Genomic DNA, 17256 nt, shown 5'->3' on the forward strand with positions numbered 1-17256 from the left:
TAGACCTTTTGCGTAGCGCGACTAGCCCAGAACCGAGAAACTGCTTTCTTCATTGATCGGGCGTTTGCGTGAGTAGAAACCCACGTCGATTGTCCGCTTGATGTATGGCAATTGGAACTGCAACGGGTTCGCGTCGTGATCCGCGCCACTTTCGCAGTAGTCGATCAGCGCTGCCATCATCTTGCCCGCAATCGGCGCGTTCTTGTACTGGTTTCCGCTGGAACCACAGGCCATGTAAAACCCCGGCAGGCTGGATTTGTCATAGATCGGAATCCAGTCGGTCGAAGCATCATATAGGTCAACCACACCGCGCGTCTTTGAAGGAATGCCAAGGCTGGGCACACGCTGCGCGTACCGCATCGCCTGTGTGGTCCATTGGTCGGTGAATTCCCGATTGTAGTTCACATCGTCCTCGCACCACTGATGCGGATCACACTCCGGGTCTTCCGATCCAACAAGGATGTGATTGCCGTGTTCCGGGCGGCAATAACAGGCAATGTCGCTGTCCGAGACGATGGTTCCGTCATTTTCAAAGTCGAACCCTTCCGGGGCGGGAACATGCACGACTTCCTGCCGCAAGGGCCGGGTTTTGATAGTCATATCGTCCAGAACACCGGCTATCCCGTTGATGAAGGCCGAACCCGGCCCCGCAACGTTGACAACGACCTTGGCGTGGATTTCCTCGCCCGAAGCCAGCTTGACGCCGGAAACACGCCCGTCCTCGGTCAGGATTTCCGTGACTTCAGCGCCGGTACGCAGCTCGGCCCCGTGCTGTTTCGCAGCATCCATCAGGTTCTGCGCCGACAATGCAGGGTCTGTGACATATCCCGCCTGAGGCCAGTACACACCGCCCGACATCTTGCGCCCGTTGGGCTGGCCGAATTCCGGATCATCCATGCGCCGCGCCGGGGCAAAGCTGTCCAGCGAATAAACCGGCAAGCGTTCAACCACTTTCTCACCTGACCATTCCTCAAACGGGCAATCCAAATCGGACGAATTGCGTATGTGCTTTTCCAGCATCCCGTTCGCTTCGGTCTTCATGACTAGGCAACCGGTTTCGCGGAACTGCGCAAGGTTCGCGTCCTCCGGCAAGCCAAGATACTCAGCCCAGTCGCGCCAGTAGTGGTATCCTTCCCAGGCAAACGCGGTTCCATCGAAAGTGGAATAATGCATCCGGATAATCGCACAGGACCCGGCCGTAGAACCGTGCCCGACCTGAGAATTCCGATCCAATGACAGGGTTTTCCATCCCGCTTTGGACATCTCGAACGCAATGGCCGCGCCGATCACGCCAGTACCGATGATGATTGCGTCTGGTTGGCTCATGTCTGGTTTCCTTTCCAAAAGCGCAGGGAGTATGCGCTGAATTCTTCAACTTCTTCAGGCTTCGGCTCGACACCGGTAAAGGCGTAGAGGTAATGTGGCACCATCGAAAGCCGCATCTCGATGGGTTCGTTCAATTGCGCCAGATCATAACCAATCTGCATGTAATACAGCACGCGTGCCCGGGTTTCGGCTTCGATCTCGGAATATCCGTAGCGGGCAAACATGGCGTGCAGCGCTTCCAGCCTGCGGGCGTCCGACTGGTCTAGCGTACGTCGCACCTTGCCCGACTTGCGCGCCCAATCACGTACGGCAAAATCCAGCGCGGTGTCGAACAACTGGGTATTCACCACGCAACGATGCACGTTGCAGACGGCCGCCGTGATCGTCTTGGCCGGGGCTTCGGCCTGCGCGATCAAAGCGGCCGTGTTGGTCGCCTGCCAGCGGGCCAGCAATGCATCCAGCAACTCCTGTCGGGATTTGAAGTACCAATAGAACGACGATCGGGATACCGCCATCCGTTCGGCCAGGTTCAGAACCTTGATCTGGTCCACCCCGTCCGAAACCAGCACATCCATCGCCACGTTCAGCCAGTCGTCACGCGTGACCTTGATGTTGCCGACCAAGGGTTCGGCCTCAGGGTCATCACGATGAAGGATCGGTTTCGTATTCATTCAACTCTCCGGAGGTGCACCGCCCTCGGCGGTACGACGGGCAATGAAGTCATGTAAATCACCTATCCGATCATTGTCGACAGCGGGCGCCTGGAAGTCACTCAGAATGCCCTTCCAAACGTCCGTCGCCCGATGACTTGCGTCCACCGAACCACGCTCGGCCCAAGTGCCGAAATTGGCGTAGTCATGGACATGCGGTTGATAAAACTCAGTATTGTAGCGCTCCATCGTCTGGCTTGATGCAAAGAAGTGACCACTGGGTTCAACCTCGCTCAATGCAGTTTCAAAACCAATCTCGGACGGCCCCGCCTGCGCACCCGCACAGAGTTCGGCGACCATGTTCAGCACTTCCGCATCGCAGACCAGCTTTTCGAAGGAAACCGTCAACCCGCCTTCCAACCAGCCTGCGGCGTGGATGATCACCGTTGCGCCGGCCATAAGGCATCCCCAAAGCCCAAACTGGTTCTCGTTTGCGGCCTGTACATCGTTGATGTTTGACGCCGATCCGGCAGCCGACCGCCAGGGCAATCCAAGATGCCGCGCCAGTTGGCCCGCAGCCAGCGATGCCTGAAAGTGCGACGGCGTCCCAAAGGCGGGCGCGCCGGACTTCATATCCACGTTACTGGTGAACGTGCCATAGCAGACCGGAGCACCAGGATTGGCAAGTTGGGTCAAAGTCAGCGCGGCAAGGGCCTCGGCATGAGACAAGGTGATCGCCCCGGCCACGGTGATCGGTGCCATCGCGCCCATCAGGGTAAAGGGTGTGATGATCGACATCTGGCCGTGGCGGGCGAAGTCGATCAGACCTTGCGCCATGGGGATATCCAACGTGCGCGGGCTGTTGGTGTTGATGATCGTGTAGCAATGCGCATGGCCCCGGAACGCATCATCCGAAAGACCGCGTGCTGTAGTCAGCATCTCAAAGCAGTCCATCACCTGCGGGGTTCCACGCGAAAAGAAGAACGGAAACTTGTCCGTCAGTTCCATCTGCGCCCCGGTCGTGAAGTAGTGACGCAGATGGGTCGGCACATCCTGAGGCTCAACCTGAGGCGAGATCATCTGAAACACGTCGAAATGATGCGTGAGCTTCAGAAATTCCAGATAATCCTGACCCGTCGCAGGGCGCCGACCGCGTTCAAGATCGGTGGCATTCGGGGCACCGGCTCCGGGCTGGAATACCAACGAGCCCAATTCCAGATTGAAATCGCAACGCCGGGCACCGGCGCGACAGGCAATGGATTTGGGCGCTGAGGCGATAGCGGTCTCGACGATCTCGCGTCCGATAAAAACCATCTCACTGTCTTCATCCACCCGCGCGCCGCCTTGTTTGAACAGTTTCCGCGCCTCGGGAAGCAGGGTCTTTACCCCCAACTCCTCCAGTATCCGCAACGCGGTGTCATGCATGTCTGCGATTTGGTCGACCGGGAACACTTCCATCAATGGAAAAGGATTCCTGAGGTGGCGATAGTTCACATCGCGGCTGGGCTGCGGGGCGGCTTCAGCCCCTCGCCCCCGCCGTCGGCGTCCTCGCTCCGGAGCAGTCATGATCAGCCTCGCATCGCTTTGCCCTGAGGATCATAAGGCGACGGCGCAATCACGCGCGCCGGACGTTCAACCCCCACCACGTGGACGGACAGTTCCGTGCCCGGTTCGGCTTTGTCCCGATCGATCAGCGCCATCGCCAAGGACTTGCCAACATAATGCCCGTAACCGCCCGAGGTTACGAAACCAACGCGCTCTCCATTAGCCCAGACCGGTTCGTATCCACTGGCATCTGCGTCCAGAGCATCAATTTCCAGTGTCGCTTGAACTTGCGCGGGGCCGTTGCCGTCGCGTTCGGCAAGCGCGCCCGCCTTTCCAACAAAGTCTTTGTCCCAGTCGATCCAGCGATCCATTCCGGTCATACCCGGTGTATAGGCTTGCGTGAATTCCGCCGACCAGATGCCAAAGCTCTTCTCAAGCCGTGTTGACAGCATCGCGTTGAAACCGCATTCGCGGATACCTTCCTCGGCCCCCGCTTCCAGCAAGATGCGGCGCAGCTTGATGTGGTCGCCATAGCGACAGTTGATCTCGTACCCTTTTTCTCCGGTCACCGACATGCGGGCCACCCGGGCGCGCACGAGGCCGATATCGAAATCGCCGCAGCCCATGAATTTCAAGCCCGAGATATCCTGTTCCGCCAGTTTTTCGACAACCGTCTGTGACTTCGGCCCGACCACGGCAAAGCCACAGTATTCCTCGCCCAAATCACGGATATTGACCCCATCCGTCACGTGATCGTCGAACCAGCGCATATGCCAAGCCCGCAGATAGTAGCTGCCCATGATCCACCAGGTCCCGTCGCCCCAGTTGAGCACGGTCAGATCGCCCTTCAGGCGTCCGTCTTCACCCAGCATCGGGGCAAGCTTGGCGCGGCCCGGGCCGGGCAGTTTCGACGCCATGACATTGTCGAGCCAGTCTTCCGCGTTCGGACCGGAAACCTCGAATCGCGAAAAGCCCGAAATATCCAGCAAGCCCGCACCTTCGCGGATCACTTTGCATTCCTCGGCCACAATGTCATGCGCGTTCGAACGCTTGAGAGTTGGCGTTTCCTCGAACCCTTTCGGCGCGAAATAAAGCGGCACTTCAAGATCCCAGCTCACGCCCCATTTGCACCCTGCCTCGGTCATCGCGTCATGCGCCGGGGCCATTTTCAGCGGCCGCCCGGCGGGCAGTTGCTCGTTCGGATAGGTCATCACGAAGCGGCGGGAATAGAACTGGCCGGTAGTTTCGCGGATATAGCGCTTGTTCTGTGCAAAATCACCGTACCGTGCCACATCCATTGGCCAGGCATCTGCCTCAGGCTCGCCATGGATCATCCATTCGGCCAGCGTCTTACCGACACCGCCGCCTTGCAGGAACCCGGCCATCACCGCACAGGCGGTCCAATAGCCGCGCTTGCCTGGCACCGGGCCGACCAGCGGGTTTCCGTCTGGCGAGAAGGTAAACGCGCCGTTCACCCATGTCTTGATACCGACGTTCTGGATCGCCGGATAGCGTTCGAACCCCAGCATCAGCTCGTTTTCGATACGGTCCAGCTGCTCCTGAAACAGTTCTTCGCCATAATTCCAGGGTGCACCGTCCATGGCCCAGTGCTCGTGATCGACCTCGTATATGCCAACCAGAACACCCTTTTGATCCTGCCGCATGTAGGTGAAGCCCTCCAGATCCACGGTCATCGGCATCTCGAAATCGGCCGCCGCGACCTCGGGCACCGTGTCGGTGATCAGATAGTGGTGTTTCAGCGGAGAAACCGGCAGCTCGACCCCCGCCATGCGTCCCACCTGTTTGGCCCACAGACCGGCAGCGTTGACCACATGTTCGCAGGTGATCGTGCCCCTGTCGGTCACCACCTGCCAGCCATCCGCCGTCTGGATCAGTTCCTCAACCTTGGTTTCCTCATAGTATTCCGCACCGCTTTTTCTGGCCGCGGTTGCGTAAGCCTGAACGGTGCCGGTTGTATCGATATAGCCCTCACGATCTGCCCACATCGCACCCAGAACACCATCCGTGGACATGATCGGGCAACGCTTCTGCGCCTCTTCCGGGCTCAACAATTCGCAATCGTCGATGCCGATGGACTGGAAGATGCGGTAGTTGGCCTGTAACCACTCCCACCGTTCGGGGGTTCCGGCGAGCGTGAGACCACCGGTCATGTGCAGGCCGATATTCTGGCCCGATTCCTTTTCGATCTCGCTGAGCAGATCAATGGTATAGGCCTGCAAAGACGCCATGTTCGGATCAGCGTTCAAAGCATGGATACCACCCGCCGCGTGCCACGACGAACCAGACGCCAACCGCCGCCGCTCCAGCATGACGACATCCGACCAGCCGAACTTGGCCAGATGATACAGAACCGACGCCCCTACAACGCCTCCTCCGATGACCACTACGCGATATTGGGACTTCATCCCGACCTCCCTGAACAAAATCTAAGGAGACGCTAGTAGCACTGTTCACCTCTGTCTAGACATTTCTGTACAGTGCTGATCACAGCGAAACCCGGCACGGCTTGGCAAGTTTACAGGCTTGCGCTTGGACGAGATTGGATAGCCTGAAACCACGCCAGGGTGGCAGCGTTGTCTTCCGGGATACGCATCTTGACGACACGGGCGAAATCGACAAAAACGAAAGCCGAGATATCCGCTAAAGAAAATACGCCACCGGCCACAAACGGGCTTTCCTTCAGACGTGACTCCAGCATTTCAAAGAATGATGCCACACGCTCGCGCCCGCGCTGCGCAAGTTCGGGTATCTGCGCATGGTTGTAGGGGCCCGGAATGGCGCGATCCTTGAAGGCCGGGTGACCGTTGCGCAAAGCCTCGGCAATCGGCGCCCCCCCCTGCTGTTCGACAATCGCGTTCCACATCAGGACCAGACCTTTTTCCTCGGGGGTTCGGCCCATCAAAGGCGGTTCGGGAAACTGTGCTTCCAGAAAAGCCGCAATGCCCAGGTTTTCTGTCAGAGCGGTTCCGTCATCCGTTACCAGAACGGGGATCGTGGCCCGTGGGTTAACAGCGCGAAAGGTTGCGCTCAATTGTTCGCCATTCGCAATCGAGATATCACGTGTTTCGATATCCAACCCTTTTTCGGCAATGAACATGCGCGCGCGGCGCGGGCTCGGAGCAGTAGAGCAGTCGTAAAAAATCATGCCATTACCCCTTTTCGGTCAGCGGCGATAGATGAAACAGCGTCCTTCAACGGCACCTTCGGGCAATGGCATCTCGGTCAGCCCTTCGAAATACATCCGATCACTTGAGACCATCAACCCGCCCGGAGCAAGCAAAGGCTCGATGAGAGGGGATACGAACCGCGCAAACTTGTCGTTCTTTTCGCGATTGTGCCCGCCAAGATCCGCGTGTATCAGGCTGGCTGAAGCGCCGAACCGTTCAACCGATGCAGGCAGGGTGTCCCGCACATCGCCCAGAATCACGCGATCTTCGGGCGGGGTAGAGTCAGGGTGCGAGGCCACCGCGCGTTCGAACACATAGACCGGCCGGCCATCCATGTGCTGCACAAGATGGTGATATGTACGCCCGTTGCCCAAACCCAATTCGAACACCGGACCTGTCATGCCTTCAGTGTGTTTGATTGCGTGATCCAGACAAGCACGCTGTGACACCATGCGATCGATGAACAGATCCAGACGGCTTTGATTCTCGGACACCGGAAAATATCTCCTTGATACAACTCGAGAGCATAAATGCGCCCAACACCGCCCTTGATGACAAAATCTCAAGACTTTGTGTAGCGATGAAGCCCTTAGTTTCACGATTTCGCGACATTTCGGCCCAAGAACGGGTTTGACTAGACGGGCGGAACCGCGCGACACTGAACGAAAAATCACGGGGAGTTGAAGTAACCGATGTCATCGAACGGTCAAACGGGTGGAAAACCCGCATGAGCGCGTTGTTGTCCGTAAGAGACCTTAGCATCGGCTTTGGGACGGGCAATTCCGTGGTCACGAATGTGAACTTCGATGTCGAAGCCGGACAAACCCTGGCCTTGGTCGGTGAATCGGGATCGGGGAAAACGATCACGTGCCGCGCAGTCTTACGCATTCTGCCCCGTACGGCGCAGATCCGAAACGGAACGATTACACTGAACGATTCCAAGGGCATGTGCGAACTCACGACAGTGTCTGAGCGTGAGTTGCGCAACATCCGCGGCAATCGGGTTTCGATGATCTTTCAGGAGCCCATGCGATCACTGTCCCCGCTACACAAGATCGGCAATCAGGTCAGCGAGGTTTTATGGTTGCATCGCGGGCTGTCCGAGTCTGCGGCACGCAAGAAGGTCCTGACGCAGTTCGAACGCGTCGGTTTCCCAGATCCGCAACGGGCCTATGACTCGTACCCTTTCGAGTTGTCAGGTGGCATGCGCCAACGTGCCATGATCGCCATGGCCATGGTGTCCAAACCGGAATTGCTGATCGCGGATGAGCCAACCACTGCTCTGGACGTGACCACCCAGGCGCAGGTTCTTGGCCTGATCAAGGAATTGCAGCGCGAAACCGGCATGGCGCTCATTCTGGTGACTCACGATCTGGGCGTAGTTGCCAACATGGCCGAGCAGGTCGTCGTGATGCACAAAGGTCGCGTCATGGAGGCTGGCCCCGCCGCACCGATCCTGACTGCGCCCGCACACCCATATACAAAGCAGCTTTTTGATGCGGCCCCGGAAATACCGGATCAGGATGCGGTGGGTATACCGATGCCCGACACGGATCTGATCCTTCAGATGAAGGATGTGTCCAAGACCTACACCATGCGGTCCAGCAAAGGATGGCAGTCCGATAAGGCAATCTATGCCTGCCGCGGTGTCGACCTGAAACTGGCGCGCGGCAAGACTTTGGCAATTGTCGGTGAAAGCGGATCGGGAAAGACAACGGCGGCCCGCATCGCGTTGGGGGCTGAATTGCCCGACCCTGGTGGTGAAGTCCTGTTTCGTAGTGCCCCCGATGCCGACCCGATCACGGTGCACAATATGACCCGAGCCCAGCGCACAGCGTTTCAGCGCAAGGCACAGATGGTATTTCAGGACCCTTACAGTTCGCTCAGCCCCCGGATGCGTATACAGGACGCCATGACCGAACCGCTGGAAATCCACCGCATCGGCACAACAGCCGAACAGCGCGACAAAGCCGCCGAGATGTTGCAGCGCGTCGGCCTGACGGGTGATATGCTCAAACGCTACCCACACGCGTTTTCCGGCGGGCAGCGACAGCGCCTTTCCGTGGCCCGCGCCATGATGCTGGACCCACAATTGATCGTGTGCGACGAGCCCACCTCGGCATTGGATGTATCTGTTCAGGAACAAATCCTGACCTTGCTGGAAAACCTGCAAGACAGCCTGAACCTGTCCTACCTGTTCATCTCACATGATCTGGCCGTTGTCGCACGGATCGCTGACGAAGTTGCTGTAATGCGACGGGGTCTGATCGTCGAACAGGCACCGCCTGAAACTCTTTTCTACAATCCGCGCCATCCATACACCAAGGCGCTGATTGCCGCTCAACCCGAACCCGACATCAATCGCCCGATTGACCTTCAATTGGTCTCTCTGGGCGCCGGCGCGCCGGACAGTTGGGATGAAGCCTTTCGTTTCTCGGACACCGTGATACCTTCACTGGTGGAATTGGAACCGGGCCATAAGGTACGTTGCCATGTTTAAGACCACTCGCCCTCTGATGCTGGCTGTTATGCTGGCTTTTTCAGGGACGCTGCCCGCCGCAGCAGAAGCCATCCCGACACCTCAGGAAAGCGCCTTCTGGAGCGCCGAAGTTGAAAGCGGCAATCTTCCGCCGGTGCAGGAACGTTTGCCCAAGGACCCCTTGATTGTGGATCTGACCGCAAAAGGAAGAGAATTCGGAACGCCGGGCGGCACTCTGCGTACCATGGTCACGCGATCCAAAGATATAAGACAGATGGTTGTCTATGGGTATGCAAGGTTGGCCGGGTACAACCAAGACTATGAAATCGTACCCGACCTGCTGGCCTCGTTTGAAAACGAGGGCAATCGCAAGTTCACCCTGAAACTCCGCGAAGGGCACAAGTGGTCGGACGGCTCACCTTTTACCTCGGAAGACTTCCGCTATTGGTGGGAAGACGTCGCCAATAACGAGTTGCTCAGCCCGTCAGGCCCACCCGATTTTCTGATCGTCGAAGGCAAAGCCCCCACGGTCACGTTCCCTGATGAAACCACTGTGATCTTCGAATGGAACGACCCCAATCCGGACTTCCTGCAGTCTTTGGCACAGGCGCGACCGCCCTTTATTTATCGACCGTCCGCCTTTCTGAAACAGTATCATGAGAAATACGCGGACGCAGAAGAGCTTGCCTTTCAGGTTGAAGATGCCCGGGTCAAAAGCTGGGCAGCGCTGCACAACAAGCTGGATAACCTTTACAAGTTCGACAACCATGAACTTCCCACGTTGCAACCTTGGTTGAACGCCAGTTCGGGCAAGAAGATCCGCCACAACTTCGTGCGCAACCCATATTATCACCGCATCGATAGCAAAGGGGTGCAACTTCCCTATATTGACGTGGTCGAAATGGAAATTGTCGCGTCCGGTCTTGTTGCCGCCAAGACCAACGCCGGTGAAAGCGATCTGCAAGGCCGTGGTCTTGCCTTCCGAGACGCGTCGATCCTGAAGAAAGGCGAAGCACAGGGCGGATATAAAACGCTGTTGTGGAAAACTGGCGTAGCCTCGCAGATCGCGATCTATCCGAACCTCAACTTCGCCGATGACGTCTGGCGCAATGTATTGCGGGACGTTCGCGTGCGGCGGGCCTTGTCACTGGCCATCGACCGACAATCTATCAATCAGGCCCTTTACTTTAAACTCGCACATCCTGCTGCGATGTCAGTTCTTCCCGCCTCGCCATTTTACAATGAAGAGAATGCCGCGGCATGGGCGCAATACGATATCGATCAGGCCAATGCGCTTTTGGATGAGGCCGGTTTGGATCAGCGCGACAAGAACGGCGTCCGCCTGTTGCCGGACGGCCGCCCGATGGAGCTGGTGATCGAAACCGCAGGTGAGCGGCAAGAGGTCGAAAACGCCCTTCAGATCGTAACCGACACCTGGCGCGAAATTGGGGTCAAACTGGTCATGCGCCCGCTGGACCGGGACATCCTGCGCAACCGGGTTTTCGCAGGAAACTCGATGGCGTCAGTCTGGTTCGGCTGGGATGACGGCATCCCGCAGGCGCATACATCGCCAGCGTATCTGGCCCCGACAGATCAGGTATTCCTGGCCTGGCCAAAATGGGGGCAGTACTATCAGACCGGTGGCGAAGCGGGTGAGGCCCCCGACATGCCAGAGGCCGAACGCCTGATGGAGTTGGCACATGAATGGCAAATTTCCACGACCGATGAAGCACGTGAAGCCGTCTGGACCGAGATGCTGAGCATCCACGCGGATCAACTCTATGCCATTGGCATCCTGAACGGAGCCCCTCAGCCTATTGTCGTGTCGAACCGCCTGCGCAACGTGCCGGAACAGGCTATGTGGGCCTGGGAACCCGGTGCACATTTCGGCATTCACCGCCCGGACGAGTTCTTTTTCGCCGACTGAGCAGGAGCAGCTAAATGATCATGCTGCGCTACGTGGTGTATCGCTTTTTCACGATGCTGCTGACTTTGTTGGTGGTCTCGGTTCTGGTTTTCGTAATCATCAACCTTCCGCCCGGCGACTATCTCAGCAACCAGATCGCGGAACTTCAGGCCTCGGGCCAGTCGGCAGGTGTCGCAAAGGCAGAGTTCCTGCGCGCTGAATACGCGCTGGATCGCCCCATGTGGGAACAATACCTGATCTGGATGGGTTTCTGGCCCGGACCGCACGGGTTTTCCGGTTTGATCCAGGGCAATTATGGCTGGTCTTTTGAATTCGATCGCCCCGTTTCTGAAATCGTCGGTGACACGCTTTGGTTGACGGTTGTGGTCAATCTGGCTGCGATCCTGTTTGTCTATGCCGTGGCACTACCACTGGGCGTTATCGCCGCTGCGCGGTCCCGAACATGGATCGACTACACCTCGGCCTTCGTGGGCTATCTGGGCCTGGCAACGCCGAACTTTTTGCTGGCGCTGATCCTGTTCTACTACGGCCACCAGTATTTCAACCTGCCAATCGGGGGGTTGATGGATCCAAGTTTCGAAGGCCAGCCGATGAGTTGGGAGAAATTGAAATCCATCCTCATCCACCTGATCGTACCGACCTTTGTCATCGGCACTTCAGGCGCATCGGCGATGATGCAGCGTCTGCGCGCGAATATGCTGGACGAATTGGGCAAGCCCTATGTGGAAACCGCCATCGCGAAAGGCATGGCCCCGTCTCGGATGCTCACCAAATATCCGCTGCGAGTGGCCTTCAACCCCTTTGTCGCAGATATCGGCAACCTGCTGCCGTCGATGGTTTCCGGCTCTGTTCTGGTCTCGGTCGTTCTGGGCCTTCAGACCATTGGCCCGACCCTGCTGACAGCCCTGAAGACGCAGGATCAGTTTCTGTCAGCATTCATCCTGATGTTCGTCGCCCTGCTGACCCTGATCGGCACGATGATCTCGGATATCCTGCTGGTGATGCTGGATCCGCGCATTCGGTACGAGGGGCGTGAAGCATGACTGATCGTCCTGACAACCGCTACGTCGATGACGCGCCGTTTGATCCGCAGGCCTCGGTTCAGCAACTGGAACGCGCTGATCTGGATGCCCCCAACTGGGTGCTGGTCTGGCGCAAGTTCAGAACCCATAAGCTGGGCCTGATCTCGGGTATCTTCCTGCTGCTATGCTACCTTATGCTGCCCTTTGCGGGTTTCATCGCGCCCTATGGCCCGAACGACCGCAACGGAGAGCACCTGTACGCGCCGCCACAATCGGTAAACTGGTTCCATGAGGGCGAATTTATCGGCCCCCACGTTTACCCGATCGTAGCCGAAGCGGACCTTGAGACCTTCCAATGGAAGTTTGTCCCGGACACAGAAGATCCGCGCCCGATCAGGTTCTTCTGCGAAAGCTCGGAGTACAAGCTGGCCGGATTGATCCCGTCAGACACACACCTGTTCTGTGCCCCACAGGGGGCTACGCTGTTCCTGTGGGGATCCGACCGGTTGGGCCGAGATATCTTCAGCCGTATTCTTTACGGCGCGCAGCTGTCTCTCACGGTAGGTCTGATCGGTATCTCGGTGTCGTTCTTTCTTGGCATCCTTTTTGGTTCGATGGCCGGTTATTTCGGCGGGCGTATCGACTGGACCATCAACCGGGTTATTGAAATCCTGCGTTCGCTGCCGGAACTGCCGTTGTGGCTGGCCCTTTCAGCCGCTGTGCCCTCGAACTGGAGCCCGGTCGCAGTGTTCTTTATCATTTCGATCATCCTTGGCATCCTCGACTGGCCAGGTCTGGCGCGCTCGGTCCGCGCGAAATTCCTGTCGTTGCGCGAGGAAGAGTATGTGCGTGCGGCTGAAATGATGGGGGCAAGCTCTGGCCGGGTGATCCGCAAACACCTGCTGCCAAACTTCATGTCGCATCTGATCGCATCGGCCACATTGTCGATCCCGGCTATGATCCTGGGTGAAACCGCGCTCAGTTTTCTGGGCCTCGGCCTGCGTGCACCTGCCGTCAGTTGGGGAGTGATGCTGAATGACGCGCAGAACCTCGCTTCGATCGAGATCTACCCGTGGACGGCTATCCCGATGTTGCCGATCATCGTCATTGTGCTGGCGTTCAACTTCCTCGGCGACGGGCTGCGCGACAGTCTCGACCCCTATCAGCAATGAGCCTTCTGGCCACTCTTCCCGCTGTTGACAGCTATCACAGGCTTGGAGGAGGCGCTTTGCCAAGCGTCTTCGCTGTTTCCGAACTGGCCACCGCCGGCTTTGCAGCTGTGGGACGGGAAATGGCCCGGTTGATCCAGGCTCTCAACCTATCTCCGAAGACACCTGAGGTCACAATTGATCACCGGCTGGCATCTATGTGGTTCGGCTATTCCTTCAAACCAGACGGTTGGGACGTGCCCAGTTTGTGGGACGCGGTCGCGGGCGATTACAAAGCCGCGGATGGCTGGATCCGGTTGCACACAAATCTGCCCCGTCATCGCTCTGCTGCTTTGAGGGTCCTGGGCACCCAGCCCGAGCGCGAATCGGTAGCAAAAGCTGTCAGGTCCTGGGCAATTTCGGAACTGGAAACAGCAGTTGTCGCCGAAGGTGGCGTGGCGGCTGCCATGCGCAGCCGGACCGAGTGGCTTGACCACCCGCAGGGCCGCGCCGTGTCGCGTGACCCCTTGATTGGCTGGCAAGGGCCACGTTATGTCAAGCTGCGCGACAGACCTCAGGCCACCGCTGATCGGCCTCTGGCAGGGTTGCGGGTGCTTGATCTGACTCGTGTTCTGGCCGGTCCGGTTTCAACGCGAACACTGGCCGGTTTCGGGGCCGAGGTTTTGCGCATCGACCCACCTGACTGGGATGAACCGGGGGTGATCCCGGACATCTCGCTGGGGAAACACTGCGCCTATCTTGACCTGAAATCGGAAGCTGGTCTCGAACGTCTGCACGGGCTGTTGTCTCAGGCCGATGTGTTCGTACACGGGTATCGCCCCGGCGCGCTGGATGCTCTGGGATTGACACGGGCCAAACGTGACGAGCTGGCTCCGAACCGGATCGAAGTCACGCTGGATGCCTATGGTTGGCAAGGTCCATGGTCGACCCGACGCGGGTTTGACAGCCTTGTCCAGATGAGCGCGGGTATTGCTCATGCCGGGATGGGTTGGGCGGACGCGGACAAACCGACCCCGTTGCCGGTTCAGGCTCTGGACCACGCAACGGGCTACCTGATGGCTGCTGCTGTACTCTCCGCACTGGCCGAGGCCGCATCGGACAATTCCATCATGCACGCGCATCTCTCTCTGGCACGTACCGCCGAACTTCTGGCCGTGCTCGGAAAAGACGAAGCAGAATCCGCGCCCATCAGCCCGGCAACAACAGATTACAGCACGGCAACAGAGAATTCCGGCTGGGGTCCCGGCCATCGCCTCAAACCTGCGCTGAGGGTCGGCGAAGCGACGATGCGTTGGGATTTGCCTGCGTCGAAACTGGGCAATTCAAAACCTGTCTGGCCCTTCACCGCCAACTGACCGTCCGCCGCGCGGGACGCGCGGCCGGGCCCAACGCCTTGGGTGGCGTCTCGTCAGAGACGCAGTCCAAAGCGACGGGAGCGCCCCTAACGATCATCGCCGCCTGGCCCGATATCGTCCAGATAATCCTCATCAATCGCCGCCTGCGCCGCACCTGTCACGGCCTCACGTTGTTTAGGTGTCAGCTCTTCGGCCTCTTTGCCATCCGCCAACCTCACGGTGACTTCGCGATGCGCAAATTTGATGCCTTCCCGCGCGAACAGCTCGCGAATTTCCTGATAGACCCTCTTGCGTATCAGCCATTGATCGCCCGGTTTGGTCATAAACTTGACCCGGATGATCATCGCTGAATCCTGCATTTCGATCACACCCTGGGACTTCAGCGGCTGTATGAAATTTTCTCCGATCACAGGATCGCTCAGCAACTCCTGACCCAGCTTCTTGATCAGCTTGCGAACCTTTTCCACGTCAGTGTCATACGTCACGCGCAGCGGCAGTTTCATGATCACCCAGTCACGGGAATAGTTGGTCAGGACTTTGATTTCACCAAAAGGAATCGTGTTCAGCGCGCCAAGATGGTGACGCAGCTGGAAGGACCGGACCGAGATTTTCTCGACCGTTCCCTTGACGTCTCCGATATCGATGTACTCACCCTTCCGAAAGGCATCATCCATCAGGAAAAACGCCCCCGAAAAAATATCTCGCACCAGTGTTTGAGACCCGAAGCCAACGGCCAGACCAACCACACCAGCACCTGCAAACAACGGGCTGACATTGATACCAAGTTCCATGAGAACGATCAGCATGATCGTCACGACGACAACGGCCAGAATAGCGCCGCGGAACAATGGCAGCAGTGTCGCAAGCCGGCTTTGGCCGCCTTCTCCGCCCTCATCGCCCAGTTCGGCCTCGGTGCCATCATCGACTTCCTCCGCTATCTTGCTGTCGATCCAGATGCGAAAGAAATGAAACAGAACGTAGCCGATGAAGATGATGACCATCACATCCAGTACCCGTGCAACCGGCAGGTCCTGGCTCCAGTCCGCCTCGGGATACCAAATCACCACAAGGGCATAGGCACCGATCACAAACGCCAGAATTCCAGCCACCCGACGCGCCAAATCTTCATAGGTCAGAAGATACTGTCTGCGCTGTTCTGCCTCGGGCGTTTCCACGGGCTGGAAATCCGCATCAGCGGCGGCGGTGACGGTTTCTTCGTTTATCTCGTTGATCTTGCGTGAACGGTCAAAATACCGCTCCAGCACGTAGTTCATCGCACCATAGGCGATAACAACGGACATGAAGATCATATAGCTGCTTGCGATCAGCGGCAGCGGCGTTGGGTTCTCCAGTGCAAGATCAACAGCCAGACGGAACCAGCTGAACACGACATAGACGATCAGTGCCGGCGCCCAGCCGAAGGATACAAACCGTAACAACCAGGACACCTGATCCGGCGCTCGTCCGCCACGGATTGCATTTGAAATGGCCCGGGCATTGAAAAGGATCATCAGAATATTGCCCAAAGCACCCAACATTGTCAGGCAGCCATAGACCATGGCGTAGACGTTATAATTCAGCCCGAAATCCGCAACCCAGGTCGAAAACAGAACAACCGTGATGTCATAGGTCGCGAGTGCAGAAGCCCAGAGATACAGCCGCTTGGCATCCCGGTCCGAGAACGGTGGCAGTCGATATTGGCTCAGGTAGGGTGACAAAACCATCCGCCACAGATCGGACACCGTGCGCGACAGGAAGAACGCCGTGAAGATCGCCGTGACCGTGAATTGGATCGAGATATCGTCTGCTTCGCCAAAAAACAGATACCCGACGATCAGCGCCATAAGCATCGCAAAAATCGTCGCTCCGATCCCCATCAGGAACCGGAACAGCAGGAAGGGCATCTTTTCGCGGTAGCCTTGCGGTTCATCCTTGATCCGCGCAACAACCCAGCGGCGCGCGATACGTTTTCCGTATATCTCGATAGACAGCCAGCGCCCCAACAACAGGAACAGGATGTTCCAGCCCAGAACTTCGACATAGGTCTGAATACGACCGTCCGGGCTAGTCTGACGCAGGACATACTTCACTTCGAACACCGAATACGGCAGCGCCTCAAGCCGTGACTGCATCGACTCACGGAATTTCGAGAACCGCTCCTGCGCCTTCATCAGCTGCGATCCGCCACCCATGGGATTGTTCGAATCGCTGGCCGCATCATCCGGGCCCGCATCCGCGCTGCCGGCTGTTGTCACAACCTGTCCGACGCTGTCGATGACGATCACACTTGCCCCGGCTTCACTGGCCGCGCGAATTGCCTCCGCCAAATCACTTTCTTGCGTGGTTTCAGACGAACTGCCCGAGCTATACCCCGGAATCAACGACGACTGCGCTGAGACGCTGACCGGAAGTGCCAGAACAAAAGCCCACAAAGCCAGAGTTATTGCGGCCAGAAAGGTGTGTTTCATAGGGTTTTGCATCCAGCTTTTCCGATAGCGGCCAGACTACAGAAGGGTTTCAGGCAGTTCAAACACTCGGGTGTGACCTGCTCAACATCGTGATCCGGCGTGTTCTTGACGCACTGTTTGATCACGG

At 57.8% G+C, this 17256-nt stretch carries 12 protein-coding genes; 5 read left to right on the top strand and 7 right to left on the bottom strand.

What is annotated here, in order from left to right; translation table 11 throughout:
* Positions 1 to 21: 21 nt before the first annotated feature.
* The 6 genes from AC2FFA_RS12180 to AC2FFA_RS12205 form a co-directional block, all read right to left on the bottom strand.
* The gene (locus AC2FFA_RS12180) at positions 22 to 1326 is read right to left on the bottom strand and encodes an NAD(P)/FAD-dependent oxidoreductase (RefSeq protein ID WP_496851832.1); all 1305 of its coding nucleotides are present in this window, start codon (positions 1324 to 1326) and stop codon (positions 22 to 24) included.
* Entirely contained in the window at positions 1323 to 1997 is a 675-nt protein-coding gene (locus AC2FFA_RS12185) for a TetR/AcrR family transcriptional regulator (RefSeq protein ID WP_117869816.1), read from the bottom strand. The genes AC2FFA_RS12180 and AC2FFA_RS12185 overlap by 4 nt, the downstream gene beginning before the upstream one ends.
* Positions 1998 to 3542, bottom strand: coding sequence for a trimethylamine methyltransferase family protein (locus AC2FFA_RS12190; RefSeq protein ID WP_496851833.1), 1545 nt, complete (start codon positions 3540 to 3542; stop codon positions 1998 to 2000).
* A 2-nt stretch (positions 3543 to 3544) separates the two neighbouring features.
* Positions 3545 to 5947, bottom strand: coding sequence for a GcvT family protein (locus tag AC2FFA_RS12195; protein ID WP_496851834.1), 2403 nt, complete (start codon positions 5945 to 5947; stop codon positions 3545 to 3547).
* Positions 5948 to 6057: 110 nt separating this feature from the next.
* Entirely contained in the window at positions 6058 to 6687 is a 630-nt protein-coding gene (locus AC2FFA_RS12200; protein WP_496851835.1) for a glutathione S-transferase, read from the bottom strand.
* Positions 6688 to 6705: 18 nt separating this feature from the next.
* On the bottom strand, positions 6706 to 7203 hold the full coding sequence (locus AC2FFA_RS12205; RefSeq protein WP_496685114.1) for a class I SAM-dependent methyltransferase: 498 nt from the start codon (positions 7201 to 7203) through the stop codon (positions 6706 to 6708).
* A 233-nt stretch (positions 7204 to 7436) separates the two neighbouring features.
* Here AC2FFA_RS12205 and AC2FFA_RS12210 point away from each other — a divergent pair, with 233 nt between their 5' ends.
* From AC2FFA_RS12210 to AC2FFA_RS12230, 5 genes are read left to right on the top strand one after another with little or no spacing between them, the layout of a single operon-like run.
* Positions 7437 to 9209 (top strand): ABC transporter ATP-binding protein, encoded by a 1773-nt coding sequence (locus AC2FFA_RS12210; RefSeq protein WP_496685113.1) that lies wholly within the window; start codon positions 7437 to 7439, stop codon positions 9207 to 9209.
* A complete protein-coding gene (locus AC2FFA_RS12215; protein ID WP_496676746.1) occupies positions 9202 to 11115 on the top strand; it encodes an ABC transporter substrate-binding protein in 1914 nt (637 codons plus the stop codon). Before AC2FFA_RS12210 ends, AC2FFA_RS12215 begins: the two co-directional genes overlap by 8 nt.
* A gap of 14 nt (positions 11116 to 11129) precedes the next feature.
* Positions 11130 to 12158 (top strand): ABC transporter permease, encoded by a 1029-nt coding sequence (locus AC2FFA_RS12220; protein WP_152457137.1) that lies wholly within the window; start codon positions 11130 to 11132, stop codon positions 12156 to 12158.
* Entirely contained in the window at positions 12155 to 13309 is a 1155-nt protein-coding gene (locus tag AC2FFA_RS12225) for an ABC transporter permease (RefSeq protein WP_117869823.1), read from the top strand. The genes AC2FFA_RS12220 and AC2FFA_RS12225 overlap by 4 nt, the downstream gene beginning before the upstream one ends.
* Positions 13306 to 14661 (top strand): CoA transferase, encoded by a 1356-nt coding sequence (locus tag AC2FFA_RS12230; protein ID WP_496851836.1) that lies wholly within the window; start codon positions 13306 to 13308, stop codon positions 14659 to 14661. The genes AC2FFA_RS12225 and AC2FFA_RS12230 overlap by 4 nt, the downstream gene beginning before the upstream one ends.
* An 86-nt stretch (positions 14662 to 14747) precedes the next feature.
* Here AC2FFA_RS12230 and AC2FFA_RS12235 read toward each other — a convergent pair whose 3' ends face one another.
* Positions 14748 to 17129, bottom strand: a complete 2382-nt coding sequence (locus tag AC2FFA_RS12235; protein ID WP_496851837.1) for a mechanosensitive ion channel domain-containing protein — start codon at positions 17127 to 17129, stop codon at positions 14748 to 14750.
* Positions 17130 to 17256 lie beyond the last annotated feature (127 nt).

The organism is Ruegeria sp. YTSB088, assembly GCF_059609825.1.